This window comes from uncultured Alsobacter sp., assembly GCF_945952055.1.
In the GTDB taxonomy this organism is placed as follows: Bacteria; Pseudomonadota; Alphaproteobacteria; order Rhizobiales; family Beijerinckiaceae; genus Alsobacter.
On record NZ_CAMFHB010000002.1, the window covers coordinates 22345 to 47041 of the forward strand.

The window sequence follows — 24697 nt, forward strand, 5'->3', positions numbered from 1 at the left end:
ACTGCAGGAGGCTGCACAGTGGACACCCTCGACGTCCTGATCGTCGGCGCCGGATTCGCCGGCCTGCGCGCTCTCCACACCTTCCGCGGCATCGGCGAGAAGGTCCTCGTCATCGAGGCGAGCGACGGCATCGGCGGCGTCTGGTACCACAACGGCTACCCGGGCGCGCGCTGCGACGTCGAGAGCTACGACTACTCCTACAGCTTCTCCCCCGAGCTCGAGCAGGAGTGGCGCTGGAGCGAGCGCTACGCGACCCAGCCCGAGATCCTGCGCTACATCGAGCACGTCGCCGACCGCTTCGACCTGCGCAAGGACATCCTGCTCAACACCCGCATGGCGTCGGCCGTGTTCGACGAGGCGGCCGAGCGCTGGACGGTGACGTCGCAGGACGGTCGCCAATGGTCGGCCAAGCACCTCGTGCTGTGCCTCGGGCAGCTCTCGACCACCAAGGCTCCCGCCTATCCCGGGCAGGAGAGCTTCAAGGGCCGCATCATCCACAGCGGCGTGTGGCCGAAGGACAAGGTCGACTACACCGGCAAGCGGGTGGCCATCATCGGCACCGGTTCGTCCGGCATGCAGATGACCCCGGTGATCGCCCGCGAGGCCGCCCACCTCACCGTCTTCCAGCGCACCGCGAACTACTCCATCCCGGCCGCCAACGCCCCCGTCACCGACGAGGAGGACAAGGCGGTGAAGGCGAACTACGCCGAACGCCGCCTGCAGGCCCGGAATTCGCCGACCGGCCTCGGCTTCAAGCCGAACCGCGTCTCGGCGCTCGACGCGCCGCCGGAAGAGCGCGAGAAGGTCTACGAGGCCGCCTGGAACCGCTGGGGCTTCGGCTTCGCGCTGGCCTATTTCGACATCCTCCTCTCGAAGCCCGCCAACGACACCGCCGCCGACTTCATTCGCCGGCGCATCGCGGCCAAGATCGAGAAGCCGGACCTGCGCGAGAAGCTCGTGCCGAAGGACCACGCCTTCGCCGCTCGCCGTCCCTCCGTCGACAGCGGCTACTTCGAGGCCTTCAACCGCGACAACGTCGAGCTCGCCGATCTGCGCGAGGCGCCGATCGTGGCGTTCACCGCGAACGGCATCCGCACGGCGGCGAAGGACCACAGCTTCGACATCGTCATCTTCGCCACCGGCTTCGATGCCTTCACCGGCTCGCTGCTGAAGCCCGACATCGTCGGGCGCGGCGGCGTCACGCTGAAGGAGAAGTGGGCGGCAGGCCCCGTCTCGCAGCTCGGCGTCGGCGTGCACGGCTTCCCGAACATGCACATCGTCTGCGGCCCCGGCAGCCCGTCGCTGCTCAGCAACGTGATGGTCTCCATCGAGGAGCAGATCGACTGGTTCTCCCGCCTCGTCCGCACCATGCGGGAGAAGGGGCTCAGCACCTTCGAGGCCGAGGAAGAGGCGGAGCGCGCCTGGGTCGCCCACGTCAACGAGCGCGCCAAGGAGACGCTCTACCTGACCGCCGACAGCTACTACAACGGCGCCGAGGTGGCGGGTAAGCCGCGCGTGTTCATGCCCTATTCGGGCGGGGTGCGCGGCTATCGCCGGATCCTGGAGCGCAGCGAGGCCGAGGGCTATCCCGGCTTCAAGCTGTCCCCGAAAACCGGGTCCGCGACCCGGGCCCCCGCGGCCTGAGACCGGTCCACCGCCCCATGGCTCCCCTCCCCCGCTCCACCATAGACCTGACCGGCCGCGCCGCCATCGTCACCGGAGCCGGCGGCGGCATCGGCCGCGCCGTGACGCTGGCGCTGGCCGGCGCCGGGGCGCGGGTGCTGGCCGTCGACATCGACGAGCGCAAGGCCGGCGAGACGGCAGGGCTGGCGACGGACGGCGGCGGCGAGGCCTTCGCGATCAGGGCCGACGTGACCCGCAGCGACGACGTCGCCGGCTACGTGCGGGCCGCTATGGACCGCTGGGGCCGTATCGACGTGTTCATGAACAATGCCGGCTGGCAGGGCCCGGTCATGCCGCTGGTCGACGTGCCCGAGGACGCGTTCGACGCGGTCATGGCCGTCAACGTGAAGGGCGTCTTCCTCGGCCTGAAGCACGTCCTGCCGGTCATGATCGCGCAGAAGAGCGGCGCCGTGGTCAACACGGCCTCGCTCGCCGCGCGCATCGCCACGCGCCAGCTCGGCCCTTACGTCGCCAGCAAGCATGCCGTGCTGGGGCTCACCCGCACGGCCGCGCTCGAGGTCGCTCGCAGCGGCGTCCGCGTCAACGCGGTCTGCCCCGGCCCGGTCGACACCCCCCTGATGCGCGACATCGAGGTGTCCCAGTCCGGCGGCGACTTCGAGGCGTTGCGCAAGCGCCGGACCTCGACCATCCCCCAGGGACGCTACGCAACGCCTGAAGAGGTCGCCGGCGTGATGCTGTTCCTGGCCTCCGATCTCGCCGCCCACATGGTCGGCGAGGGCGTGAACGTGAACGGGGGGGCCTTCTCGTGAGCGCTCCCGGCGTCACCTCCACCGCTTTCCAATCGGGCGGCTTTTGTCGTACCACCAAGCACGGCTCACGAACCGAACCCGCGGTCTGCCGCGAGGCAGAAGGACAGTTTCGTCATCATGACCGACAGCACCCCCACGGCTGCCGCGAAGCGGTCGTCGCGCAAATCGGCGCGCAAGCAGGAGGCCGCACCGGTATCCGGCGGCGACATGCGGGATCTCGTCTCGCAGCTGAAGCGGGAGCGCATCCTCTCCGCAGCGGTAGACCTGTTCTACCGGCAGGGCTACGCGCACACGACGCTGGACGAGGTGGCGAAGGCGCTGGGTGTCACCAAGCCCTTCATCTACCAGTACTACCGCTCGAAGAACGCGCTTTTGGCCGAGATCTGCTCCCGAGCCATCCTGCAGGCCCATGCGACGATCAGCAGGACGCTGACGCAGCAGGGCACGGCCAAGCAGAAGCTCTGGACCGTCATGAGCGACTTCACGCGGACGGTGCTGGAGAACCAGGCTCACGCGGTGATCTACAACCGCGAGGAGAAGGAGCTGGAGCCGGAGGACCGCGACCGCATCAACCGGATGCGGCGGGACTTCGATCACCGGCTCGTGCAGCTCCTGGAAGAAGGCGTGGCGAACAAGGAGTTCGTCATCCCGGACGTCCGTCTGGCGGCCCTGGCCATCGGCAGCATCGTGGGCTGGGCGCCGGTCTGGTTCCGCAGCGGCGGACGCCTGACGAAGGAAGAGGCCGCGGACGGAGCGGCCTCGCTCGTGCTGACGATGGTCGGCTGCCCGCCCTCCGCAACGCATCCCACCGCCTGACGCGCCTGTCGCAGGCGCTCCGGAAGGAGGCCTGCCATGGCTGACGTCATTGCCCCCGTCACTCCCGCTTCGGTTGCCGTCGTCGGAGCCGGCACCATGGGCGTCGGCATCGCCTACGTGCACGCCGTCGCCGGCTCGCAGGTGTGGCTCGTCGAGCCCGGCCAGGCCCGCCGCGAGGCGGTGCGCGGCATCCTTGCCGAGGCCGCGGCCTCCGGCCTGAAGCGGGGCAAGCTCACGGCCGACCAGGCCGGACGCGTCGAGACGGCCATCGCCATGGTCGGCGACGCCACCGATCTGCCGCGCGGCATGGACCTGATCGTCGAGACGGTGCCGGAACTGCCCGATCTCAAGGAGCGCGTGCTGCGCCAGCTCGCCGCGCTCGAGCCGCGCATTCTGGCCACCAACACGAGCTCGATCTCGATCGACCGGCTTTCCAGCTGCGCGCTCGATCCGTCCCGCTTCCTCGGCATGCACTACTTCAACCCGGTCTGGTCGCTGCCGATGGTCGAACTCGTGCGCGGGGCCGCGACGAGCGACGAAGCGGTGGCGCTGGCGCGCGCCTTCGCGGAGTCGACCGGCAAGACCACGATCGTCTCGCGCGACGTGCCGGGCTTCGCGACGAGCCGCCTCGACATGCTCGCCGCCATCGAGGCGATCCGCATGCTGGAGGACGGCGTCGCCAGCGCCGAGGACATCGACAAGGGCCAGGTCGTCGCGTTCCGCCATCCGGTCGGGCCGCTGAAGCTGTGCGACATCGTCGGGCTCGACGTGCGGCTCGACATCGCCCTGTACCTCTCCTCGAAGCTCGGCGACCGCTTCGCCCCGCCCAAGCTCCTGCGCGACAAGGTCGCCCGCGGGGAGCTCGGCGTGAAGTCCGGAAAGGGCTTCTTCGACTGGTCCGACACCCGCTACTTCGTTTCCAAGGACGCAGGTCCCCGCGCATGAACACGCTCTTCCGCTCCTCCCTCGTCGACACCGCCGAGCACCACGCGATGCTGCGCGACAGCGTCGGGAAGCTGGTCGGCCGCTACGGTCGCAAGTACTTCCAGGAGGTCACCAAGGCGAAGCAGAAGCCCACGGAGCTGTGGAACGAGCTCGGCCGGGCCGGCTTCCTCGGCGTGCACGCGCCGGAAGCCCATGGCGGCAGCGGCGCCGGGCTCGCCGACTACCACGTTGTGGTCGAAGAGGTGGCGGCCAACGGCTGCCCGATCCTGTCGCTCGTCATCAACTCGATCTGCGTGCCGATCCTCGACCAGCACGCCAGCGACGACCTGAAAAAGGCCTGGCTGCCCGGCCTCGCCGATGGGTCACGCCGCCTCGCGTTCGCGATCACGGAGCCGGACGCCGGTACGAACACCCACAAGATCAGCACCGTCGTGCGCAAATCGGGCAAGGGCTGGACGCTGTCGGGCACCAAGTACTGGACCTCGGCGGTCGACGAATCCGACGGCATCATGGTCGTCGCGCGCGGCGAGACGCTCGACGCCAAGGGCCGGGCGCCGCTCTCCCTCTTCATCGTGCCCGCCGACGCGCCGGGCATCAGCAGGACGCCCATCGAGACGGCGCTGCACGTGCCCGAGACGCAGTTCATGATGTTCTTCGACAACGTGCAGCTCGACGAGGGCAGCCTGATCGGCGTCGAGGGCCAGGGCCTGAAGCAGGTCTTCGCTGGCCTCAATCCCGAGCGCGTCTGCGCGGCCGCGATCAACAACGGCATTTCCCGTTTCGCCCTCGAGCGCGGCGCGCAGTACGCCCGCGAGCGCAAGGTGTGGGACGTGCCGATCGGCGCTCACCAGGGCATCGCCCACCCGCTGGCCAAGGCCTTCGCCGCCGTGCAGCAGGCCCGCCTCATGACAGCGCGGGCCGCGCAGCTCTCCGACGAGGGCTCGGCCGAGGCGGGCGAGGCCGCCAACCTCGCCAAGTTCGCCGCCGCCGACGCCTCCCTCGAGGCGCTCGACCAGGCGATCCAGATCCATGGCGGCAACGGCCTGTCGATCGAGTACGGCCTCGCCGACCTGTGGTTCGTCGCCCGCCTGCACAAGACGGCTCCCGTGAGCCGCGAAATGATCCTGAACTTCGTCGCCCAGCACAGCCTCGGTCTTCCCAAGAGCTATTGAGCGGGTTTTCCCATGTCGACCTCGTTCGCCACCATCCTGCGCGACCTTGCGGCCCGGCGTCCCGACGCGCCGGCGCTGACCTGCGGCGACGTGACCTGGACCTTCCGGGATCTCGACACGCGCAGCTCGCAGACGGCGCAGGCGCTGATCGCCGACGGGGTGCGACCGGGCGACCGGGTGGGTGTCCTCTCACGCAACTGCGCGGAATTCTATGAGCTCATCTACGCCTGCAGCAAGGCGGGCGCGATCCTCGTTGGCCTGAACTGGCGCCTCTCCTCTTACGAGATCGAGGCGATCGTGGCCGACGCCGCACCGACCGTGATCGTCACCGGCGCCTCCGGCGAGGGCGACCTGCTCAGCCAGCCGGTGCGCGGCGCGAAGTCCCTCAAGCGGATCGTCTCGATCGGCGACGCATACGAGGCGTGGCGTGCTGGTGCTCCCAAGGCCGACACCGGTCATGCGGGCGCGGCGGACGACGTCGCCATGCTGCTCTACACCTCCGGCACGACGGGCCTGCCGAAGGGCGCGATGCTCACCAACCGGGGCATGTGCTATTCGAGGCGCCTCGGCGAGGCCTGGGGCATGACCGCCGACAGCGTCAACCTCGTGGCCATGCCCCTCTTCCACATCGGCGGAAGCGGCTACGGGTCGAGCACCATGCTGCTGGGCGGACACACGGTCCTGATGAAGGACGTGAACCTGCCGCTCATCGCCACGACGATCGAGCAGCACAAGGTCACGCACGCCTTTTTCGTGCCGACGGTCCTGCAGGCGCTGATCGATGTCCCGGGCATCGAGGCGATGGACCTCGCCAGCATGAAGCTCCTGATGTACGGAGCCTCGCCGATCAGCGAGACGCTGCTGCGCAATGCCCTGCAGGTGCTGTCCTGCGACTTCATCCAAGCCTACGGCATGACGGAGACGTCGGGTACGGTGGTCACGCTGGAGCCCGTCTACCACCGGCTCGACGGGACCTCGACGGAGCGCCTGCGCTCGTGCGGCCGCGCCCTCCCCTTCGCCGAGATCCGCATCACCAACACGGTCACAGGCAACGAGGTGCCGCGCGGCGACGTCGGCGAGATCTGGGTCCGTTCCGAAATGGTCATGAAGGGCTACTGGAACAACCAGCGCGCCACCGAAGAGGCCATCACGAAGGACGGCTGGTTGCGCACGGGCGACGCCGCCTACCAGGACGCCGACGGGTTCATCTACCTCTACGACCGCTACAAGGACCTGATCATCTCGGGTGGCGAGAACATCTACCCGGCCGAGGTGGAGAACGCCCTGCTGGCGCACCCCGGCGTGTCCGAATGCGCGGTCATCGGCATCCCGCACCCGCGCTGGGGCGAGACGCCCCGCGCCATCGTCGTCCCGCGTGCCGGCCACGCGCCGACGGAGGCCGAGCTCATCGCCTTCGCCCGCACGCGGCTCGCCCACTACAAGTGTCCGACCTCCGTCGTGCTGGCCGAGACACTGCCCCGCAATGCCTCCGGCAAGCTGCTCAAACGCGAACTGCGCAAGGTCTACATGCCGCCGGGCTGAAGCACGCAAGCCTCAATGCGAACAATGACACCAACATCCTGGAGGGAACACATGGAACAGCATAAGGGCAAGTTGGAGATCGCGCGCCGCGCCGCTCTGGGCCTGGCGGTCGCCGCCGCCGTGGGCTACGGCGTGGGCTCGGTGAAGGCGCAGGAGAGCCCCGCCGACGGCGTCACCAAGGACCGCATCGACTGGGGCCTGCTCATGGACATGAGCGGCCCGACCTCCGCCTCCCAGTCGATCTGGGTCGCTGGCTTCCAGGACTACATGAAGAAGGTCAACGAGGGCGGCGGCATCTTCGGCCGCAAGGTCAACGTGCTGGCCGAGGACAACCGCTTCAATGCGGCCACCGACAAGATCGCCTTTGAGAAGCTCGTCGGCCAGACGCCCGTCATCGCGATCTCCGGCATGGGCACGTCGGCCTCTCAGGTGGCGCTCGCCCCGACCATCAAGGCCGGCAAGGTGCCGATCGTGGGCACCTACACCTCGACCAGCGCACTGTCCGAGCCGGTCACGCCGATGGTCTACAACGGCTTCTGCGGGTACAAGCAGATGGCCCAGGCCGGCGTCGGCTACCTCGCCGAGAAGACGGGGGCCAAGGCCCCCAAGGTCGTGACCGTGGCGATCGAGAGCGCCGGCGGCAAGGAGTACCACGACTACGTGGCCGAGGCGGTCGGCAAGCTCGGCGGCACCGCGCAGCTCATCTCGGTCAAGGTGACGGCGGCCGACATCACCCCGCAGATCCTCGAGCTGATGGCGGCCAAGCCCGACTTCATCACGATCTACGGCGTCGCCAACACCTCGATCCTGACCATGAAGGCGCTGGGCCAGTACGGCGCGAAGATCCCGGCCTTCGGCATCACCTATCTCGGCGCCCCGCAGATCTTCAAGGCCATCGGCCCTGAGGCCGGCGCCAACTACAACTTCATCAGCTGCTTTACGCCCGGCGGCGCGGACGCCTCGGCCGGCAACGCCGAGATGTCGGCCTATGCCGACAAGGTGGGCCGCGGCGCCATGAAGGAAGACATCAACTACGTGGCCGGCTGGGTCGTCGGCCAGATGGCCGCCGAGGCGCTGCAGCGCACCGGCGACAACCCGACCCGCGCCAAGCTCGTGGAGACGCTCTCGAAGGGCTTCACGGTCGACAGCAAGGGCCTCGCCGCGCCGTTCACCTACACCCCCACGAACAACACGGGGCCTGTCGTCTTCAAGATGTTCGGCTACGATTACGCCACGAACAAGTTCAAGGCATTCGGCGAGTACGCCGACTACGCCAAGTACACGAAGTGACAGCCGACTAAGGCTGCGCCGGGAGGGCGACCATGTTCCAGCAGGTGCTGTTCAGCGGAATGGCCTTGGGCAGCATCTACGGGCTGGTCGCCCTGGGATTCGCCGTGATCTTCAAGGCCACGGAAGTCTTCAACTTCGCCCAGGGCATGTTCGTGGTGTGCGGCGCCTATCTCGCCGTCACCGCGATCGCGATCCTGGACCTGCCCTTCCCAGTCGCCGTCCTGTTCGTGCTCGTGATGGCCGCGCTCATCGGCGCGGTCATCCAGAGCACGCTGATCCAGCCGCTCGCCGGCCGGCCCATCCTGGCGGTCATCATGCTCACGATCGCCATATCGATCGTGCTGCGCGCCGGCATCGAAATCGCCTATGGCCCGCCGGCCCGCACCCTGACCACGCCCATGCCGAGCGGCGGCTTCGCCTTCATGGGGCTCATGATCTCCAAGCTCCACCTCACCGCCGCGCTGGTCAGCTGGGCCTGCGTGATCCTGTTCGGCCTGTTCTTCCGCTACACCTCGATCGGCCTCCTGATGCGCGCCACGGCCGACAGCCACGAGGCGGCAACGATCTCCGGCATCCGCGTCAACACCATGAACCGCCTCGCCTGGGGGATCGGCTTCACGCTGGCGGCCATCGGCGGCGTCTTCCTCGGCCAGTTGCAGATCGTCTCGACCGAGCTCGAGAGCATCGGGCTCCTGGCCCTTCCGGCCGTCGTCATCGGCGGCATGCAGAGCATCCCGGGCGCCGTCCTCGGCGGGCTCCTCGTCGGGGTCATCGAGCAGCTCGCGGCCGCCTACATCTCGCCCAAGGCCAGCGACGTGGCGATCTACGTGCTGCTGCTCGCCATCCTGATGGTCCGGCCGTGGGGTCTGCTCGGCCAGCGCGGCATCAACCGGGTCTGAGGAAGCGGAGCATCCATGTCCTCGGCCACGACGTCCTCCCCCACCGCCACGGCCCGCCCGGGCGTCCGCCCCGGCCTCGGCCGGATCGTGCTCCTCATCCTCGCGGTCGCGGCGCTGCTCTACGTCCCGACGCTGCTGACCGAGCGGGCGATCTTCGGGCATCGCCTCTCCAACATGCAGCTGTTGAACCTGGGCCTCACCCAGATCAACCTGATGCTGATCTCGATGCTCGGCGCGCTCTCGCTCAACTACCTGATGGGCTGCGCCGGCCTGATCTCGATCGGCCATGCCGCCTTCTACGCGACCGGCGCGATGGCCGCGGCCGTCACGGGCACGCAGCTCGGCTGGCCCTTCCCGCTGGTGCTGGTCGCCGCCGGCGTCGCAGGGGGCGTGGTCGGCGCGCTCGCGGGCCTGCCGTCGCTGCGCGTGCGCGGCCTCTACTTCGTGCTCTCGACGATGGCCGTGCATTACATGGTCACGTTCGGCTTCCTCGAATACCAGTTCCGCGTCTTCGACGTGGTCGGCATCCCCTTCGCCACGCCCTCGCTGTTCGGGTTCGAGCTCAGCACGCCGACCCGCTGGTACTTCGTTCTGCTGGCGCTGGTGGTGCTGACCTACTGGGGCCTCAGGAACACCCTGCGCTCGCGCGAAGGCCGGGCGATGCTGGCCATGCGCGACCACGAGCGCGCGGCGGTGGCGGCAGGCGTCGACGTGCGGGTCCTGCGCATCAAGGCCTTCGGGCTGAGCTCGGCGATCGCGGGCGTCGCCGGCGCGCTCTATGCCTATTACCTGTCCAACGCCACGGCAGAAACCTTCGGTATCAATTTCGCCATCCAGTTCATCGCCATGATCATCATCGGCGGGATGGGATCGCTGGCCGGCGCCATCATCGGCGCCGCCGTGTGGCTGCTCCTGCCCTCCGTCATCGGCGGCATGGCGAGCGAGATCGGCCCGATGCCGGGCCTCCTCGGATCGCTGCTCACCGAGCACCGGGCCCAGTTCGTCCAGCTCATCTTCGGCGTGCTGGTCATCGTGCTGCTCATCTTCGCCCCCGGCGGCCTCGTCGGTCTCGCCCACCGGTTCAAGGCCCTCTTCGGCCGCAGGAGCGAAGGATGAGCGCGCTTCTCTCCATCGAAGGTCTGTCGGCCGGCTACCACCGCAAGGGCCTGACGCTCGAGGACGTGACCCTGCCGATCGGCAAGGGTCGGATCGTGGCGCTGCTCGGGGCCAACGGCGCCGGCAAGACCACCCTGATCCGCGCAGTCTCGGGCGTCATCGACCTGCATGGCGGGTCCATCATGGCGGGCCGCGCCACGTTCGACGGGCGCGACGTGACCCGCATGAGCGCCGACCGGATCGTGCGGCTGGGCATGGGCCAGGTGCCGGAAGGCCGCCTCGTGTTCAAGACCCTGAGCGTCGAGGACAACCTCGCCGTCGGCGCCGCCGTGCTGCCCCGCGGCCGGCGCACCGCGCGGCTCGATGCGATCTACCAGCTTTTTCCGCGCCTGGCCGAGCGGCGCAAGCAGGCCGCGGGCCTGATGTCGGGCGGCGAGCAGCAGATGCTGGCCGTGGGGCGGGCACTCGCTTCCGAGCCGCGGCTGATCCTCATCGATGAGCTGTCGCTCGGGCTGGCGCCGCTCATCGTCAAGGCCATCTACGACCAGCTGAAGGTCATCGTGGCCGAGTTCGGCACGGCGATGCTGGTGGTGGAGCAGAACGCGCGGCTGGCGTTGCAGTACTGCGACGAGGCGCACGTGCTGGAGCGCGGCCGCATCGTGCTGTCCGGCACGGCTGCCGCGGTGGCGGGCGATCCGAAGATCCGGGAGTCCTATCTCGGCCTCGGCGAGGCCCGCCAGGGAGACGCGGCATGAGCGACGCGCTCCTGCAGGTGCAGAACCTCGACATGCGCTTCGGTGGCATCGTGGCGCTGCGTGACGTCAGCTTCGCGGCGCGGCGCGGCCAGGTCACCTCCGTGATCGGGCCCAACGGTGCCGGCAAGACGACGCTGATCAACTGCATCACGGGCATGTACCGGGCGACGAGCGGCAATATCCTTTATGCCGGCAGCGACCTCGCGCGGCAGTCACCGCACGCGATCGCCCGGGCCGGCATCGCACGGACCTTCCAGAACATCGCCCTCTTCGACGGTCTGACCATCGCCGACAACCTGAAGCTCGCCCGCTACCAGCACGGCACCACGGGCCTCCTCGAAGGGGCCCTTCGCACGCCGCGGGTGCGCCGCGAGGAGGCCGAGGCCGACCGGCGCGTCGAGGAAACGCTCGCCTTCCTCGGGCTCTCCGATATCGCCGGGAACACGCCGTCCGAGCTCTCCTACGGCACGCAGAAGCAGGTCGAGTTCGCCCGGGCGCTCATGCAGGACGCGACCATGATCCTGCTCGACGAGCCCATGGCCGGGATGAGCCGAGCCGAAAAGACCAGGTTCGTCGACCTGATCCTGCGGGTGCGCGACTCGCTGGGCGTCTCGTTCCTGCTGGTCGAGCACGACATGCCGGTGGTGATGGGAGTGTCCGACCACATCGTGGTGCTGGACTTCGGCAGCAAGATCGCCGAGGGCCTGCCAGCCGAGATCCGCGAGAACGAGGCGGTCATCGCCGCCTATCTCGGCACCGACGCGGAGGCGCACTGATGGCGCTCGACCCCTTCCTGGCCGACCTCGTCGCCATCGCGGCCAAATTTCCCGCCATGAGCGCACTGCCGGTCGAGCGGGTCCGCAAGGCGGTGCCGCGCCAGCTCGCAACGGGGCTTCCGAAGGTGGAGGTCGCCTCGGTCGAGGACATCGCCATTCCCGGCCCCGACCAGCCCATTCCGCTGCGCGTCTACAGGCCGGACGCGGGCCATGGCCACCCGGTGACGGTGTTCTTCCACGGCAGCGGGTTCGTGATCTGTAGCCTCGACACCCACGACGACATGTGCCGGCAGATCTGCCGCGGCTCGGGGCACGTCGTCGTGTCGGTCGACTACCGGCTGGCGCCAGAGCACCCCTTCCCGGCCGCCCCGCGCGACTGCCTGGCGGCCGTCCAGTGGGTCGCGGCGAACGCGTTGACCTTCGGCGGCGACCCCGCCCGCCTCGCCGTGTGCGGCGACAGCGCCGGCGGGTGCCTCGCGACCGTTGTGGCCCGGCAGTGCCGGGATGCCGGCGGTCCCCGCATCGCCGCCCAGGCGCTGATCTATCCCGTCACCGACCACTACAGCGCCTCGCACGATTCCTACGCCGAGCGTGGCAGCGGCTACGGCATGACCGAAGGCGACATGCGCTGGTTCTGGAACCACTATTGCCCCGACCCAGCCCAGGGCGCCGATCCGGTGGCGTCGCCCCTGCGCGCCGGCGACCTCGCCGGCCTGCCCCCAACATACCTGGTCACCGCAGAATATGACGTCCTGCGCGACGAGGGTCGGCTCTATGCCGGCAAGCTGACGGAAGACGGCGTGCCGGTCACGACGCGGCACTACGACGACGTGAACCACGGCTATCTGCACTGGGTCGGCATCGTACCCACCGCAACGCGCACCATGGACGAACTCACGCTTTGGTTGCGCGAAGCCGTCTAACCCCCTGATCAAGAGTCACAAAGGACGCCGCCCATGGCAGGCCAGACGCAGCGGCCGGAGACGGTCTTCCATCCCGAGCTCCTCGCCGGCAAGGTCGTGGTGATCTCCGGCGGCGGCTCGGGCCTCGGCCGGGCGCTCGTGCTCGCGATGGCGAAGCTCGGCGCCAAGATCGCCATCTGCGGGCGCCGGCAGGAACCCCTGGACGAGACGGCCCGCCTCGTCGCCGAACAAGGCGGCGCGCCGGTCTTCGCCAAGGCCATGTCCATCCGCGACCCGGAGGCGGTGAACGCCTTCTTCGACGACGTCTATGCCCATTTCGGCACGGTCGACATCCTCGTCAACAACGCCGGCGGCCAGTTCGCGCAGGCGGCGATCGACTTCTCCGTGAAGGGCTGGAACGCCGTCGTCGACACCAACCTGAACGGCACCTGGTGGATGATGCAGGCCGCGGCGCGGCGCTGGCGCGACCGCGACCTGCCGGGCAGCATCGTCAACGTGGTCGCGGTGGTGTGGCGCGGGTTGCCGGGCATCGCCCACTCCTGCGCGGCGCGCGCCGGAGTCGTCTACCTGTCCAAGACGGTGGCGATCGAGTGGGCGCCGCTCAACATCCGCGTCAACTGCGTGGCGGCAGGCGCCATCGCCACGGCTGGGCTCGAAACCTATTCGGACGAGGCCCGGCGCGAGCTGCCGCGCTCCAACCTCATGCAGCGCTTCGGCGAGACCAGAGACGTCACCGACGCCGTCATCTATCTCGCCTCGGCCTCCGGCTCCTTCGTCACCGGCGAGGCGCTGGTGGTGGACGGCGGCAACCAGATCTGGGGCGACCAGTGGACGATCCCCCGCCCCGCCTATTTCGGCGGGCCTGCGGTCTAAGACGAAGAGCAGACCGGTGTAGGCGGCCCGATCGCGGCGATTTCCCCCTTCCCTTTCCCCGCGTCCTTGCCGAAAAGAGGGCAACGACAGGAGGAAAAGCATGGCGCTTCGGTTCGCTCTCAACCACATGGCCGCCCCGGGGCTCCGGCCGGAGGCGCTGTTCGCGCTGGCGCGGCGGCTGGGCATCACCGAGGTCGAGATCCGCAACGATCTCGCCGGCAACGCGCTGGTCGACGGGACCCCGGCCGAGGCCGTGCGGAAGGCCGCCGAGGCCGCCGGGGTGACGCTGATCACGATCAACGCCCTGCAGCGCTTCAACCAGTGGAGCGCCGCGCGGGCGGCCGAGGCGAAGGATCTCGCTGCCTACTGCAAGGCGAGCGGCACCAAGGCGCTCGTGCTGGTGCCCGTCAACGACACGGCGTGGACGCCGGACACCGCGGCCCGCCTGGCGGGCCTGCGGGAGTCGCTCTCCGGCCTGGCTCCCATCCTCGAGGCGGCCGGCCTGATCGGCTTCGTAGAGCCCCTCGGGTTTCCCGAGTGCTCGCTGCGGCTGAAGCGCGAGGCGATCGAGGCCATCGACGAACTGGGTCTCGCCGCGCGCTTCAAGGTGGTGCACGACACGTTCCACCATCGCCTGTCGGGCGAGAAAGAGATGTTTCCGGCGCGCACCGGCCTCGTGCACGTATCGGGCATGGAGGACACCTCCTTCCCGGTCGAGCTCGCGCGCGATGCTCACCGCGTGCTGGTCGGCCCCGGCGATCTGCTGGGCAACCGCGAGCAGGTGAAGGCGCTCGCGGCCGGCGGCTATGCGGGGCCCCTCTCCTTCGAACCGTTCGCCGACAGCGTCCACCGCTCGAAAGACATCGAGGCGGACCTGCGCACCAGCATGGACTACCTGAGCAAGGCCTGACCGATGATCGACCCGGCCCAGCTCGCGCTGTTCACCGCCGCAGCCTTTCTGCTCGCGATCACGCCGGGTCCCGGCATCTTCTACGTCGCCGCCCGCACGCTCGCCGGCGGCCGGGCGGAGGGCCTGGCCTCAAGCTTCGGCACGGGCCTCGGCGGCATGGTGCACGTGGTCGCCGGCAGCCTCGGCGTCTCGGCGATCGTGCTCGCCAGCGCCGAGCTCTTCACCGCCCTGAAGTTCGCCGGCGCCGCCTATCTCGTCTGGATCGGCTTTCGCACGATCCAGACCGCGCGCCGCGACGCCGCCAACGCGCTGCAGGGCGGCCCGGCCGCGCCGCCCGTCGGGGCACGGCGCGCCTTCCGCGAGGGCGTGCTGGTGGAGGCGCTCAACCCGAAGACCGCCGCCTTCTTCCTCGCCTTCGTCCCGCAGTTCGTGGACCTGCAGGCCGGCGGCGTCGCGGTGCAGTTCGTGATCCTGGGCACGATCTCGGTGGTGCTCAACACGCTGGCCGACGTCGTCGTCGCCTACGCGGCCAGCGGCATCCGCAACGGCGCAGCGGCGCGGCCGACGCTCGTCCGGCGGCTGCGGGAAGCGTCGGGCGGCGCCATGATCGCTCTCGGTGTCGGACTGGCGCTGGCCCGGCGGCCGGCGGGATAAGGCCGGTCGTCCTGCCTCACCCGCTACACCAAAGGGCGGCAGGGGTCGAAGAATGGCGCATCGAGCAACGGCAGTGGTGGTGCGCCAAGGATCGCGAGATAGGTGTTCGGCATGTGCTGGTGGAGCATCTGCCGGAAATAGCCGGATTGGGGACAGAGCACGCTTCCGGTCAGCGGCATGGACACCCCGACTGGAACGAATGCTTGGTCGATTCGGGCGGCCGTCAGTCTCAGCATGTCGCGCACGAGGACCCCGCCTTGGGGTGCCGGCTGGTAGAAGTCCTGCGTACCAAGGACGTTGTTCCAGCCATATCCAACTGTGTCCAACGTGTTCCAGTAGCGCCAGGCCGGGACGGTGCTCGCACTGAACAGGTCCGCGAAGGCCTGGTTCCCGGGTGTCATCCCTGCGAAGGTCGCCACCGCGATGGGACCAACGCGAACGGTGGACAGCCAATGTCCCAGCAGAGGTGCCAGGCTCCCACCGAGGCTATGGCCCACGACGGTGACGCGGACGTGCGGCGGCAGGGTCCGAAGAAAAGCCCCCAGTGTCGTCCCCGCGCCGGGAAGATCGTGAAGCACACGGAAGCCAGTCAGCAGGCCTTGCGTCACGCAGGCACCATTGGCGGCGAATGGCCAAGGCGTGAAAGGCGAAAATGGGCTCGATTGGTGCCCGTCTTCCCAATAGGCGAGATTCCACGGCACGGGATACGTGCCGCGGATAGCGACCACGACATCATCGTCCTTGCGAGCCACAAACGCGAAGTTCTCTGGCATCTCGGCCGGATCGGGCATCCAGACCGCCGCAAAGGCCTGCAGCAGTGGGTAACTCGCCATAAGCCCCGCGATGGCCTCAGGCTCAGCGTAAGCAATTTCGGCCAAGGCCATTGCACTTGGTGCTGCAATCGAGAGCTGCAATAGATCTCCATCGGGCATTTGACACCCTTTAAAGTTTTCTTTCCGAAAATAAATTGACAAATCTTGAATGTTATATATAATTATATTATTGCAAATTATATTATCGTCGAGGTCAGAAATGCCGGTCTTTTCACCCTTCGAAATCCTGTTCGAGTTTCTTTATCCCACGAACATTCCGGTCCAGGCTCCGGACCCGATTGCCGTCCAGGGATACTGGCTCCAAGTGTCCTTGCGTCCTGACTCTCCGGTTCAATCTCTGAGTTTTGATATCGCGTTCGCAGAAACGACGAATTTCAACAGCGGCGCTGGATCCAAGTACTTACAAGCTCAGTTCATCGACGCGAATGGCAATGTAAATATCTATTCGAATTTCTTTTCATCCGCTCAGCCGGGCTTTCTGAACCAGGTGATCAGCAAGGGTCAGACCTTGATTTACGGTGCTCAGTGTCTTGCCCTGAAAGCCGGGGCACCTGTCGCTGCCACGCCTCAATCGGGAACCGGCTGGCGAGGCCTCGTCAGCGTGACGCCGCATGGATCCAGCGGCAACCTGATCTGCGAGCCGACACAACGCCTCCTGTATTTGAACCTGTCAAATACAGGAACGCCCGCAGTGTTCGGCGCCTGTGTTTACCCAGTCGCTACTCTGGCTGGCATTGTTGTGTGATCGCAGCACCATTGGCGTGATTGGTCACGGGCTTTTGCCAAAGGGTTGATCACGCCAACTTGCCATCACCAAATGCGAACATGCGAGGTCGACACGTCTGGTGAGTTTCGCAATGACATGTGCCACGCCGAGGACGACATCTTCGGCTTCGATGGGGCGACGCCCCAAGAGAGTGCCGGCGTTGGGCGGCGAGCGGCCTTCGGCTACGGATACGGCTTGCGGCGCCATGATCGCGCTCGGCATGGGACTGGCACTGGCCGGACGGCCGACGACTGAGTCAGTTCGCCCAGTCGACAACATTCAGGGCGGGGACGCGGCTGAACTCGCGGGTGTTGGCCGTTACCAGCGTTGCATTGACGCGTCTGGCTTGCGCCGCGATCAGCATGTCGAAAGGACCGATCGGTAGACCCGACCGCCGCAGGAAGGCGCGGATGTCACCCGCTTCTCGCGCGTCATCTGCAGTGAACGGAACAGTTTCTATACGCCCGGCGGCCAGGAACAGCGCCAGTTTCTGCTCGTTCTCGCGCTGCCTTTCACTCGCCGCTGCGCCGTACATCAGTTCATGGAAGGCGATCGCCGAAAGGACGATCGGCACGCCGGACATCCGGACGGCGTCGAACCGTTGCCGGACGGTGGGCTGTCTCGTACCCATCAGTGCGATCACGGCATTCGTGTCGAGGTGGATCATGGCTCAAAAATGGGCGGGTCTTCCGGCATCGGTGGCTGATCGCGCCCTGCGGCCATGAACTCGGGGTCGCCAAGCTGGTCGATCAGGGCCCAAGGCACAGGTCCATCGCCGATCGGTTCGAGGATCACCCTGTCACCCACCTTCGTGATGCGGACTTCCTTGCCCTCGAAGCGAAATTCCTTGGGAAGGCGGACTGCCTGGCTGCGACCGTGGGTAAAAATCTTTCCGGTGGCGTTCATTCCGTGCAACTCGCGATAGATACCAACAGATAGATATCACAAATCATCCGCTGAGGCCACTCATCCGCTTTGTGCGAATGACGCACATTGTTTTGTATAACGCACGAACTGCTTGCTCCGCCTCTTGACGCGCAGTACTGTTTCGCCCGTGCCGAACCAAGGGCGCGGGCGAGGAACTCCCATGGACAAGACGATTGCCGGCGTGGCGGAGGCCGTGGCCGACATTCCCGATGGCGCCACCGTCATGATCGGCGGGTTCGGCGGCTCCGGTTCGCCGATCGAGCTGATCCACGCCCTCATTGCCCGCTTCAAGGCGACCGGTTCGCCCAAGAACCTCACGGTCATCAACAACAATGCCGGCAACGGCAAGGTCGGCCTCGCCGGGCTCATCGACCACGACATGGTCGCCAAGCTGGTGTGCTCGTTCCCGCGCTCGGTCGACCCCAAGGCCTTCACCGAGCGCTACCTCGCCGGCAAGATCGAGCTCGAACTGGTGCCGCAGGGCACGCTGGCGGAGCGCATCCGGGCGGGCGGGGCCGGCATCCCGGCCTTCTACACGCCGACGAGCTACGGGACGCAGCTCGCCGAGGGCAAGCCGGTCGAGGAGTTCGAGGGGCGCCCTTATGTCCGCGAGCGCTGGCTGAAGGCCGAGTACGCGCTGGTGAAGGCCGAACTCGCCGACCCCTACGGCAACCTCACCTTCCGCATGGCCGGCCGCAACTTCGGGCCGCTAATGTGCATGGCGGCGGCGGTGACCATCGTCCAGGCGAGCAAGATCGTGCCGCCGGGCGGCATCGACCCCGAGCACGTCATCACCCCCGGCATCTTCGTGCAGCGGGTGGTCGAGGTGCCGAACCCGCAACAGGAAGAGACCCTCTTGCGCGCAGGAGCGACGCTGTGACGACGACACCGCTGACCAACGCGCAAATCGCCTGGCGCGCCGCGCAGGACATCGCAGACGGGGCCTATGTGAACCTCGGCATCGGTTTCCCCGAGATGGTGGCGCAGTACCAGCCGGCCGGGCGAGAGGCCGTCTTCCACACGGAGAACGGCATCCTCGGCTTCGGCGAGGCGCCGCCGAAGGGCGAGGAGGACTGGGACCTCATCAACGCCGGCAAGAAGGCCGTGACCCTGAAGCCCGGCGCCGCCTTCTTCCACCACGCCGACAGCTTCGCCATGGTGCGCGGCGGGCATCTCGACGTCGCCATCCTCGGCGCCTACGAGGTGGCCGAGACCGGCGACCTCGCCAACTGGAGCACGGGGCCGAAGGGCGTGCCTGCCGTCGGCGGCGCCATGGACCTGGTGCACGGGGCCAAGCGCGTGGCGGTGATCACCGACCACGTGACCAAGGACGGCAAGCCCAAGCTCGTGAAGCGCTGCACCTTGCCGCTCACCGGCGTCGGCTGCGTGACGCGGGTCTATACGAGCCTCGCGGTGGTCGACATCGCGAACAAGCGCTTCGTGCTGCGCGAGAAGCTGTCAGGGATGTCGGTGGCGGACCTGCAGGCGGTCACCGGCGGCGAGCTGGTGATCGATGGGTCGGTGGGCGACCTCGTGGTGCCGGCGCTGTGAGCGGTTGAACGGTTCTGCGTCCTTCGACACGCCGCCTTCGGCGGCTGCTCAGGATGAGGACCGTTTTTGCTGTAATAACAATGCAGTGGTCCTCATCCTGAGCAGGCCGCGTAGCGGCCGTGTCGAAGGACGCAGGATCTCACAACCCGCCCGGTGACAGCTCCAGCACCATCCCGCTCATGGGCGCCCTTTCCAGCACGTCCCGCGACAGCCCGTATCGCGCCGTCGTGACGAAAAGGCTCTGCCCCTCCGGCCCGCCGAAGGCGAGCCCCGTGGGCCGGGGCACCGGCAGCGGGATCGTGCGGGAGAACTCGCCGCTGTCGTCGAGGCGGGCGACGGCCCAGCCCTGGTCGAGGGCGACCCACACGTGGTCCGACGTGTCGACGGCGAGCGCGCTCGGCCGGCCCGAGGCGGGCGGGATGCGGCTGAAGACGCGGGGCGCACTGCGGCCTGCGCCGATCGTGTAGACGATGCCGCGGGCGCCGTCCGCCGCCGCCGCAAGGGTGCCATCCGGGGCGCAGGCCAAGGCATCGATGCGGCCGCGTACAGTCCAGCGGCTCTCGACCTGGGTGCCCTTAAGGAGGCCAATCACCGTTCCGCCGTCCTCCGGGAGTGCGAGCCACACGGCCCCCTCGGCACCGGCGCAGGCCGCCGTGACGCCGGCGAGAGTGTCCCCGGGAAGGCGCACGGGCTCGCCGGCCGCGACGCTCCACGCCTCGGCCCCCATGAACACGAGCGAGCGCCAGCCGGCATGGACCGACGCCACCACGGGCGACGAGGGGGCGAGCCGCCGAATGTCGTCGCGCCCGGCGCTCGTGGCGTGCATCGCCTGGCCCAGCCGGTCGGTCCACACCAGCGCGCTGCGCTCGGCGTCCCATTGAGGATCGGCACCGTGAAAAGCCGGCTCGGCCTGGGCGGCCATCGCCGCCACCCCTCCCCCGGATTGCCGCGGCCGCTCGACGGCCTGCAGCATCTGGGCGATGCGCCGCGCCACCTCCGCCACCTCGGGACCGAGCTGCTCGGCCCTCTCGCGCGTCAGACGCCAGGCCGGGCCGGCCACGCTGATCGCGCCGACGGGCCGGCCATGGTCGCCGAGCACCGGCGCGCCGACGCAGCGCGAACCCGCCAGGATCTCCTCGTCCTCGATGGCGAAGCCGTCCTTGCGGACGGCATTCAGCTGCGCCTCCACCTGCTCGCGCCGCGTGAAGGTCGCCTCGGTGTAGCGCGCGAAGGGCTCCGGCCCGAGCCGGCGGCCGCGCTCGGCCTCGTCCCAGTGGGCGAGCATGGCCTTGCCCTGGCTGGTGCAGTGGTATGGCTTCAACACGCCGAGACGGGCGGCCGAGCGCACCGCGTGCGGGCTCTCGAACTTGCCGATCGACAGCACGCCCTCCCGGTGCGGAATGGCGAGATAGGCCGTCTCGCCGGTGAGGTTGCGCAGCCGCTGCAGGTCGAGGCTGGCGACGGCCACGAGATCGGACCCGGCCCAGGCGTTCTGGGCAAGCTCGAGGAAGCGGTAGCCGAGCGTGTAGCCCTGCAGCGCCGGATCCCGGCGGACATAGCCCTCCGCGACCAGGGCCGAGAGGATGCGGTAGAGCGTCGGGCGGGACCAGCCGGTCTCGGCCATGAGCTCGCGCACCTCGACCGCCCCCGGCGCCGCGCCGATCGCATCGACGAGGCGCAGCGCCTTGCCGATCAGCGCCGTCCCGGCGACCGCACTCTGCTGCTTCGCGTCCCAGCCCACGATCCGATCTCTCGAGCCCATTGTGCAGACCCGTCGTCGGCGTGCCATAGCACGCCCCATCGCCAGTCTCACGATTTGAGACTGACCTGCGGCCGATGCCCCGCGGTCACCTCCCAGGCGGGGACCGATCGGCTAAGGTTGCCGTCGACACGCACCGGGCCGGCAGGGCCCCGTGCCTCGGAGATCATCCCTTGCCCGACCCCATCGCGATTTCATCCGAACTCCTGGACCGGCTCGCCAGGATCAGCAGCGGCTCGCTCACGACGGAGCTCTTCCGCAAGGGCCTTCGCCAGTGCTTCCTCGTGGGCCTGAAGGCGCTGAACCCGGCCTGCGCGAAGTTCGCCGGCGAGGCCTTCACCATGCGCTACATCCCGGCGCGCGAGGACATCGACACCTACGCGACGCTCACGCCCTACCCCAACCCCATGAACCTGCAGTGGGAGGCGGTGGAACAGATCGGGCCGCGGCAGGTGCTCGTCATCGACAGCCGCAACGACGTGAGTTCGGCGTCGGCCGGCAACGTGCTGCTCACCCGCATGATGGTGAAGGGCTGCGCCGGCGTGGTGACGGACGGCGCATTCCGCGACGGGCTCGAGATCGGGCAGATGGCATTCCCGGCCTATGCGCGGGATGTCGTCGCCTCCACGCGGCTCTCGACCCATCATGCGGCCGATCTCAACGTGCCGATCGCCTGTGCCGGCGTGGCGGTCTATCCGGGCGACATCCTGGTGGGCGACGGAGACGGGGTCACGGTCATCCCCCGCGCCATGGCGGCCGAAATCGCGGATCTCTGTGAGGCGCGCGACGCCTTCGAGGCCTATGTCCAGTTGCGCATCGCGGCAGGCGAGAGCTTGTATGGCGTCTACCCGCCCACGCCCCAGACCCGGGCCGACTACGCCGCCTGGCAGGCGGCCGGCTCGAAGCCCGAAGACGCCCCGAAGATCCGTGCGGAGACCGTGTCGTGACCGTCGCCATCACTCCCCAGCACATGGAGGCGGAGATCCGCCGCTACTTCGCCGCGTGCAACGCCGGCGACTACGACGCCCTCGTCTCCTGCTTCACGGCGGACGCGGTGCACTACTTCCCGCCGGGGCTGCCGGAGGTGCCGTGGCGCTCGGCCGACGTCATTGCCCGCAAATGGGTGTGGTGCGTCGAGAACCTCGGCTCCCAGTGGTCGATCGAGAAGATCCTGTGCTCCTCGACCGCCCCGGAGGCGGTCATCGAGTGGACGCACTGGAAGCGCAAGGCCGGGACGGCGCTGCGTGGGGACGAGTGGTACGTCTTCGACACCGCCACCGGGCTCATAAAGGAGATCCGGGCCTACTACGCGTCTCCCGCGGACAGCTCCGTGCCGATCGCCGAACTCGTCGGCTTCGACTACGCCGGCCGCGGCTACCGGCTGACGGCGCCGTGATCCCCGCCCTCGCCGGCCGTCACGCGCCCGACCCGATCGCCTCGGTCGAGACGCAGGTTCTGCGCATCCCCTTCGTCGACGGGGGCGAGGGCAAGGGCATCACGCCCAAGCGCTGGAACGCGCTCGACATCGTGCTCCTGCGCGTCGAGACCGCCTCCGGCCTCGTCGGCTGGGGCGAAGGCTTCGGCTACACCTGCCAGAACGCCACCGCGCAGCTCCTGCGCGACATGGTCGGGCCCTGGGCCATCGGACGCGACAGCGTCGACCCGGCGCAGGTGAACCGCGACGGGCAGCTCGCCTTCCACCTCTTCGGCCGCTTCGGCATCACCATCTTCGCGCTGTCGGCGCTCGACACCGCGCTGTGGGACATCGCGGCGAAGCGCAAGGGCGTGTCCCTGTCGCGCCTGCTGGGGGAGCGCGTGCGCGAGAGTGTTCGCGCCTATGCGAGCCTCGTGCGCTACGGGACGCCGGACCTCGTCCGCCACTTCTCGGAGAAGGCCCTGTCGGAGGGCTATACCGACCTCAAGCTGCATGAGATCGAGGAGGCCTGCATCGCGGCGGGCCGTGCCGCAGCGCCGGACGCGACGATCACGGTCGACGCCAACTGCCAGATCGGCCGCGAGCGCATGCTGGCCATGGCGCCCTTCCTCGAGGCGCAGCGCATCGACTGGCTGGAGGAGCCGACCTTCCCGCCCGAAGACACAGGGCCCTGGCAGGAGGCCGCCGCGCTCGGCCTGTCGATCGCCGCCGGCGAGAACCTGTGCACGCTGGAGGGCTTCGCGCCGCTGATCCCCTCGCTCGCGGTGGTGCAGCCGAGCGTCACGAAGGTCGGGGGCATCACCGAATTCCTGCGCGTCGTCGGCGCGGTGCGCGCGACGGGCAAGCGGCTCGCGCCCCACTCGCCCTATTTCGGGCCGGGCTACTGGGCGACGCTGCAATTGGCCGCGACGCTGCCGGAGTTCGACCTGTTCGAGGTCCTCTATGTCGAGCCGGAGGCGTGGTGCGGCCTGGCTGCGCCGCTGGTGAAGGGTGGCGCGATCGCGATCCCCGACCTGCCGGGGATCGGGTTCGAGCCGGATCCGGCGGTGGTGGCCAAGTACCGGACGGGGTGAGCGGCCCCTGCGAAGGCCGTTATCCAGCCTGCTCTGCACTCTCAGCCGTCCTGGCCGGGCTTGGCCCGGCCATCCACGACTTCGGGATGGCCCCAGCAAAGTCGTGGGTGCCCGGGCCAAGCCCGGGCATGACGCGCGGAGGGGTGGAGGCTCTGTGCGGAGTTGATATGGTTCTTCTCCCCTCACCGCGCCCCCCATGATCCGCAAGCTCCATCTCTCCGCCCTTCGCGCCTTCGAGGCCGCCACGCGCACCGGGTCGTTCCGGCTGGCGGCGGAGGATCTCGGACTGACGCCGAGCGCGGTGAGCCATGCGATCCGCGGGCTGGAGCGCGATCTCGGCACCGTGCTGTTCGAGAAGGAAGGGCGCGGGCTGCGGCTGACGGCGGAGGGCGACACGCTGATGCGCTATGTCGAGCGCGGGTTCGGCGAGCTGGCGCTGGGGCTCGGCAGCGTGGCGGCGCGGAAGCCGCAGCTCTTCAAGCTGCACTGCGCGCCGAGCTTCGCGGCGCAGTGGCTGGTGCCGCGGCTGAAACGCCTGCTCACCGACTGCCCGGGCCTGGAGCTGCGGCTCGCCACCGGCACCGACTACACGCGCTTCCTCGCCGACGAGTTCGACGCAGACATCGTCTACGGCGTGCCCACGGCCGATTACTATGGCAGCCTCAAGCAACAGGGCGTGATCGTGGTGCCACTGGGGATCGAGACGGTCACGCCGCTGTGCGCGCCGGCCGTCGCCGCGGGCATTCGCACCGCCGCCGATCTCCTGCGTCACACGCTGATCGAGAGCGACAACAAGAAGGTGCGCTGGCCCGATTGGTTCGCCGCCAACCACCTGGTCGCCCCTGCCCCGGCCGGCCCCCGCTTCGATCGCAGCTTCATGTCGCTCAGCGCCGCCGCCGACGAACTCGGGGTGGCTCTGGAGTCCACGCTCCTCGCCGAGCGTGAGCTGGCCTCCGGGCGCCTGGTGCAGCCGCTGAAGAGCGTCGCGCAGGACGTCACCTATACGGGCCACTGGCTCGTCTTTCCGCGGGCCAAGCGCTATTCGCGACCGCTGCTGACCTTCGTGGGATGGATCCAGCGGGAGCTGGCTCTGGACATCGATCTGGCGCTCACCGATCCGGAGAGTGTCGCTCCCGACACGTGAAATTGAATCATCTTTTGGCGGGTTTTTCTCGTTTGCGGTCGGGCGCCAACCGCCGCTAACTGTCTCCCCAGGATCACCAACGAGG

Annotated in this window: 26 protein-coding genes; 22 read left to right on the plus strand and 4 right to left on the minus strand. The window is 68.5% G+C overall.

Translation table 11 applies throughout. The features are described 5' to 3' along the window. The first annotated feature begins 18 nt into the window (after positions 1-18). From Q0Q47_RS01440 to Q0Q47_RS01510, 15 genes are all read left to right on the plus strand, one after another. Positions 19-1644 carry an NAD(P)/FAD-dependent oxidoreductase gene (locus Q0Q47_RS01440; RefSeq protein ID WP_293853556.1) on the plus strand — a complete coding sequence of 542 codons (1626 nt, stop codon included), beginning with the start codon at positions 19-21 and terminating at the stop codon, positions 1642-1644. A gap of 17 nt (positions 1645-1661) precedes the next feature. Next, a complete protein-coding gene (locus Q0Q47_RS01445) occupies positions 1662-2453 on the plus strand; it encodes an SDR family NAD(P)-dependent oxidoreductase (RefSeq protein WP_293853558.1) in 792 nt (263 codons plus the stop codon). A 117-nt stretch (positions 2454-2570) separates the two neighbouring features. Next, on the plus strand, positions 2571-3269 hold the full coding sequence (locus Q0Q47_RS01450) for a TetR/AcrR family transcriptional regulator (RefSeq protein ID WP_293853560.1): 699 nt from the start codon (positions 2571-2573) through the stop codon (positions 3267-3269). Between the two features lie 36 nt (positions 3270-3305). Then, entirely contained in the window at positions 3306-4214 is a 909-nt protein-coding gene (locus Q0Q47_RS01455; protein ID WP_293853561.1) for a 3-hydroxyacyl-CoA dehydrogenase family protein, read from the plus strand. Then, a complete protein-coding gene (locus Q0Q47_RS01460) occupies positions 4211-5386 on the plus strand; it encodes an acyl-CoA dehydrogenase family protein (RefSeq protein WP_293853563.1) in 1176 nt (391 codons plus the stop codon). The genes Q0Q47_RS01455 and Q0Q47_RS01460 overlap by 4 nt, the downstream gene beginning before the upstream one ends. 12 nt (positions 5387-5398) lie before the next feature. Continuing rightward, the gene (locus Q0Q47_RS01465) at positions 5399-6928 is read left to right on the plus strand and encodes a long-chain-fatty-acid--CoA ligase (protein WP_293853565.1); all 1530 of its coding nucleotides are present in this window, start codon (positions 5399-5401) and stop codon (positions 6926-6928) included. A 51-nt stretch (positions 6929-6979) separates the two neighbouring features. Beyond that, entirely contained in the window at positions 6980-8218 is a 1239-nt protein-coding gene (locus Q0Q47_RS01470) for an ABC transporter substrate-binding protein (protein WP_293853567.1), read from the plus strand. 32 nt (positions 8219-8250) lie between these two features. Next, the gene (locus Q0Q47_RS01475) at positions 8251-9117 is read left to right on the plus strand and encodes a branched-chain amino acid ABC transporter permease (RefSeq protein WP_293853568.1); all 867 of its coding nucleotides are present in this window, start codon (positions 8251-8253) and stop codon (positions 9115-9117) included. 15 nt (positions 9118-9132) lie between these two features. Beyond that, entirely contained in the window at positions 9133-10233 is a 1101-nt protein-coding gene (locus tag Q0Q47_RS01480; protein WP_293853570.1) for a branched-chain amino acid ABC transporter permease, read from the plus strand. Beyond that, the gene (locus Q0Q47_RS01485) at positions 10230-10988 is read left to right on the plus strand and encodes an ABC transporter ATP-binding protein (RefSeq protein ID WP_293853572.1); all 759 of its coding nucleotides are present in this window, start codon (positions 10230-10232) and stop codon (positions 10986-10988) included. Before Q0Q47_RS01480 ends, Q0Q47_RS01485 begins: the two co-directional genes overlap by 4 nt. Beyond that, positions 10985-11764 carry an ABC transporter ATP-binding protein gene (locus tag Q0Q47_RS01490; RefSeq protein WP_293853574.1) on the plus strand — a complete coding sequence of 260 codons (780 nt, stop codon included), beginning with the start codon at positions 10985-10987 and terminating at the stop codon, positions 11762-11764. The genes Q0Q47_RS01485 and Q0Q47_RS01490 overlap by 4 nt, the downstream gene beginning before the upstream one ends. Beyond that, a complete protein-coding gene (locus Q0Q47_RS01495; protein ID WP_293853576.1) occupies positions 11764-12687 on the plus strand; it encodes an alpha/beta hydrolase in 924 nt (307 codons plus the stop codon). The genes Q0Q47_RS01490 and Q0Q47_RS01495 overlap by 1 nt, the downstream gene beginning before the upstream one ends. Positions 12688-12720: 33 nt before the next feature. Further along, positions 12721-13560, plus strand: coding sequence for an SDR family oxidoreductase (locus Q0Q47_RS01500; protein ID WP_293853577.1), 840 nt, complete (start codon positions 12721-12723; stop codon positions 13558-13560). 100 nt (positions 13561-13660) lie between these two features. Further along, positions 13661-14470, plus strand: coding sequence for a TIM barrel protein (locus tag Q0Q47_RS01505; RefSeq protein ID WP_293853579.1), 810 nt, complete (start codon positions 13661-13663; stop codon positions 14468-14470). Positions 14471-14473: 3 nt separating this feature from the next. Beyond that, positions 14474-15124 (plus strand): LysE family translocator, encoded by a 651-nt coding sequence (locus Q0Q47_RS01510; RefSeq protein WP_293853580.1) that lies wholly within the window; start codon positions 14474-14476, stop codon positions 15122-15124. Positions 15125-15147: 23 nt separating this feature from the next. Here Q0Q47_RS01510 and Q0Q47_RS01515 read toward each other — a convergent pair whose 3' ends face one another. Then, positions 15148-16056 (minus strand): lipase, encoded by a 909-nt coding sequence (locus Q0Q47_RS01515; protein ID WP_293853582.1) that lies wholly within the window; start codon positions 16054-16056, stop codon positions 15148-15150. A 100-nt stretch (positions 16057-16156) separates the two neighbouring features. Between Q0Q47_RS01515 and Q0Q47_RS01520 the strand changes: the two genes are divergently transcribed. Then, positions 16157-16702: a hypothetical protein gene (locus Q0Q47_RS01520; protein ID WP_293853584.1), complete on the plus strand. Its 546-nt coding sequence runs from the start codon at positions 16157-16159 to the stop codon at positions 16700-16702. Positions 16703-16979: 277 nt separating this feature from the next. Here Q0Q47_RS01520 and Q0Q47_RS01525 read toward each other — a convergent pair whose 3' ends face one another. Both Q0Q47_RS01525 and Q0Q47_RS01530 read right to left on the minus strand, forming a co-directional pair. Continuing rightward, positions 16980-17390, minus strand: coding sequence for a type II toxin-antitoxin system VapC family toxin (locus Q0Q47_RS01525; protein ID WP_293853586.1), 411 nt, complete (start codon positions 17388-17390; stop codon positions 16980-16982). Beyond that, entirely contained in the window at positions 17387-17629 is a 243-nt protein-coding gene (locus tag Q0Q47_RS01530; RefSeq protein ID WP_293853588.1) for an antitoxin, read from the minus strand. The genes Q0Q47_RS01525 and Q0Q47_RS01530 overlap by 4 nt, the downstream gene beginning before the upstream one ends. A gap of 181 nt (positions 17630-17810) precedes the next feature. Here Q0Q47_RS01530 and Q0Q47_RS01535 point away from each other — a divergent pair, with 181 nt between their 5' ends. Together Q0Q47_RS01535 and Q0Q47_RS01540 are read left to right on the plus strand one after the other, a co-directional pair. Continuing rightward, positions 17811-18530, plus strand: coding sequence for a 3-oxoacid CoA-transferase subunit A (locus Q0Q47_RS01535; RefSeq protein WP_293853590.1), 720 nt, complete (start codon positions 17811-17813; stop codon positions 18528-18530). Beyond that, the gene (locus Q0Q47_RS01540) at positions 18527-19201 is read left to right on the plus strand and encodes a 3-oxoacid CoA-transferase subunit B (protein ID WP_293853591.1); all 675 of its coding nucleotides are present in this window, start codon (positions 18527-18529) and stop codon (positions 19199-19201) included. The genes Q0Q47_RS01535 and Q0Q47_RS01540 overlap by 4 nt, the downstream gene beginning before the upstream one ends. Before the next feature lie 139 nt (positions 19202-19340). Here the strand turns inward: Q0Q47_RS01540 and Q0Q47_RS01545 are convergent, their stop codons facing one another. Further along, positions 19341-20942, minus strand: coding sequence for an IclR family transcriptional regulator C-terminal domain-containing protein (locus tag Q0Q47_RS01545; protein ID WP_293853593.1), 1602 nt, complete (start codon positions 20940-20942; stop codon positions 19341-19343). 191 nt (positions 20943-21133) lie between these two features. Between Q0Q47_RS01545 and Q0Q47_RS01550 the strand changes: the two genes are divergently transcribed. The 4 genes from Q0Q47_RS01550 to Q0Q47_RS01565 all read left to right on the plus strand — a co-directional run bounded on the left by Q0Q47_RS01550 (position 21134) and on the right by Q0Q47_RS01565 (position 24612). Beyond that, on the plus strand, positions 21134-21907 hold the full coding sequence (locus tag Q0Q47_RS01550; RefSeq protein WP_293853595.1) for a ribonuclease activity regulator RraA: 774 nt from the start codon (positions 21134-21136) through the stop codon (positions 21905-21907). Then, the gene (locus Q0Q47_RS01555) at positions 21904-22356 is read left to right on the plus strand and encodes a nuclear transport factor 2 family protein (RefSeq protein ID WP_293853597.1); all 453 of its coding nucleotides are present in this window, start codon (positions 21904-21906) and stop codon (positions 22354-22356) included. The genes Q0Q47_RS01550 and Q0Q47_RS01555 overlap by 4 nt, the downstream gene beginning before the upstream one ends. Continuing rightward, entirely contained in the window at positions 22353-23468 is a 1116-nt protein-coding gene (locus Q0Q47_RS01560) for a mandelate racemase/muconate lactonizing enzyme family protein (RefSeq protein WP_293853599.1), read from the plus strand. Before Q0Q47_RS01555 ends, Q0Q47_RS01560 begins: the two co-directional genes overlap by 4 nt. A gap of 196 nt (positions 23469-23664) precedes the next feature. Then, on the plus strand, positions 23665-24612 hold the full coding sequence (locus Q0Q47_RS01565; protein WP_293853600.1) for a LysR substrate-binding domain-containing protein: 948 nt from the start codon (positions 23665-23667) through the stop codon (positions 24610-24612). The last annotated feature ends 85 nt before the right edge of the window (positions 24613-24697 follow it).

Coding starts and splice junctions, on each gene's coding strand:
- Q0Q47_RS01445 (WP_293853558.1), top strand. CDS start 1,662: ATGGCTCCCCTCCCCCGCTCCACCATAGACCTGACCGGCCGCGCCGCC.
- Q0Q47_RS01450 (WP_293853560.1), top strand. CDS start 2,571: ATGACCGACAGCACCCCCACGGCTGCCGCGAAGCGGTCGTCGCGCAAA.
- Q0Q47_RS01455 (WP_293853561.1), top strand. CDS start 3,306: ATGGCTGACGTCATTGCCCCCGTCACTCCCGCTTCGGTTGCCGTCGTC.
- Q0Q47_RS01460 (WP_293853563.1), top strand. CDS start 4,211: ATGAACACGCTCTTCCGCTCCTCCCTCGTCGACACCGCCGAGCACCAC.
- Q0Q47_RS01465 (WP_293853565.1), top strand. CDS start 5,399: ATGTCGACCTCGTTCGCCACCATCCTGCGCGACCTTGCGGCCCGGCGT.
- Q0Q47_RS01470 (WP_293853567.1), top strand. CDS start 6,980: ATGGAACAGCATAAGGGCAAGTTGGAGATCGCGCGCCGCGCCGCTCTG.
- Q0Q47_RS01475 (WP_293853568.1), top strand. CDS start 8,251: ATGTTCCAGCAGGTGCTGTTCAGCGGAATGGCCTTGGGCAGCATCTAC.
- Q0Q47_RS01480 (WP_293853570.1), top strand. CDS start 9,133: ATGTCCTCGGCCACGACGTCCTCCCCCACCGCCACGGCCCGCCCGGGC.
- Q0Q47_RS01485 (WP_293853572.1), top strand. CDS start 10,230: ATGAGCGCGCTTCTCTCCATCGAAGGTCTGTCGGCCGGCTACCACCGC.
- Q0Q47_RS01490 (WP_293853574.1), top strand. CDS start 10,985: ATGAGCGACGCGCTCCTGCAGGTGCAGAACCTCGACATGCGCTTCGGT.
- Q0Q47_RS01495 (WP_293853576.1), top strand. CDS start 11,764: ATGGCGCTCGACCCCTTCCTGGCCGACCTCGTCGCCATCGCGGCCAAA.
- Q0Q47_RS01500 (WP_293853577.1), top strand. CDS start 12,721: ATGGCAGGCCAGACGCAGCGGCCGGAGACGGTCTTCCATCCCGAGCTC.
- Q0Q47_RS01505 (WP_293853579.1), top strand. CDS start 13,661: ATGGCGCTTCGGTTCGCTCTCAACCACATGGCCGCCCCGGGGCTCCGG.
- Q0Q47_RS01510 (WP_293853580.1), top strand. CDS start 14,474: ATGATCGACCCGGCCCAGCTCGCGCTGTTCACCGCCGCAGCCTTTCTG.
- Q0Q47_RS01515 (WP_293853582.1), bottom strand. CDS start 16,056: ATGCCCGATGGAGATCTATTGCAGCTCTCGATTGCAGCACCAAGTGCA.
- Q0Q47_RS01520 (WP_293853584.1), top strand. CDS start 16,157: ATGCCGGTCTTTTCACCCTTCGAAATCCTGTTCGAGTTTCTTTATCCC.
- Q0Q47_RS01525 (WP_293853586.1), bottom strand. CDS start 17,390: ATGATCCACCTCGACACGAATGCCGTGATCGCACTGATGGGTACGAGA.
- Q0Q47_RS01530 (WP_293853588.1), bottom strand. CDS start 17,629: ATGAACGCCACCGGAAAGATTTTTACCCACGGTCGCAGCCAGGCAGTC.
- Q0Q47_RS01535 (WP_293853590.1), top strand. CDS start 17,811: ATGGACAAGACGATTGCCGGCGTGGCGGAGGCCGTGGCCGACATTCCC.
- Q0Q47_RS01565 (WP_293853600.1), top strand. CDS start 23,665: ATGATCCGCAAGCTCCATCTCTCCGCCCTTCGCGCCTTCGAGGCCGCC.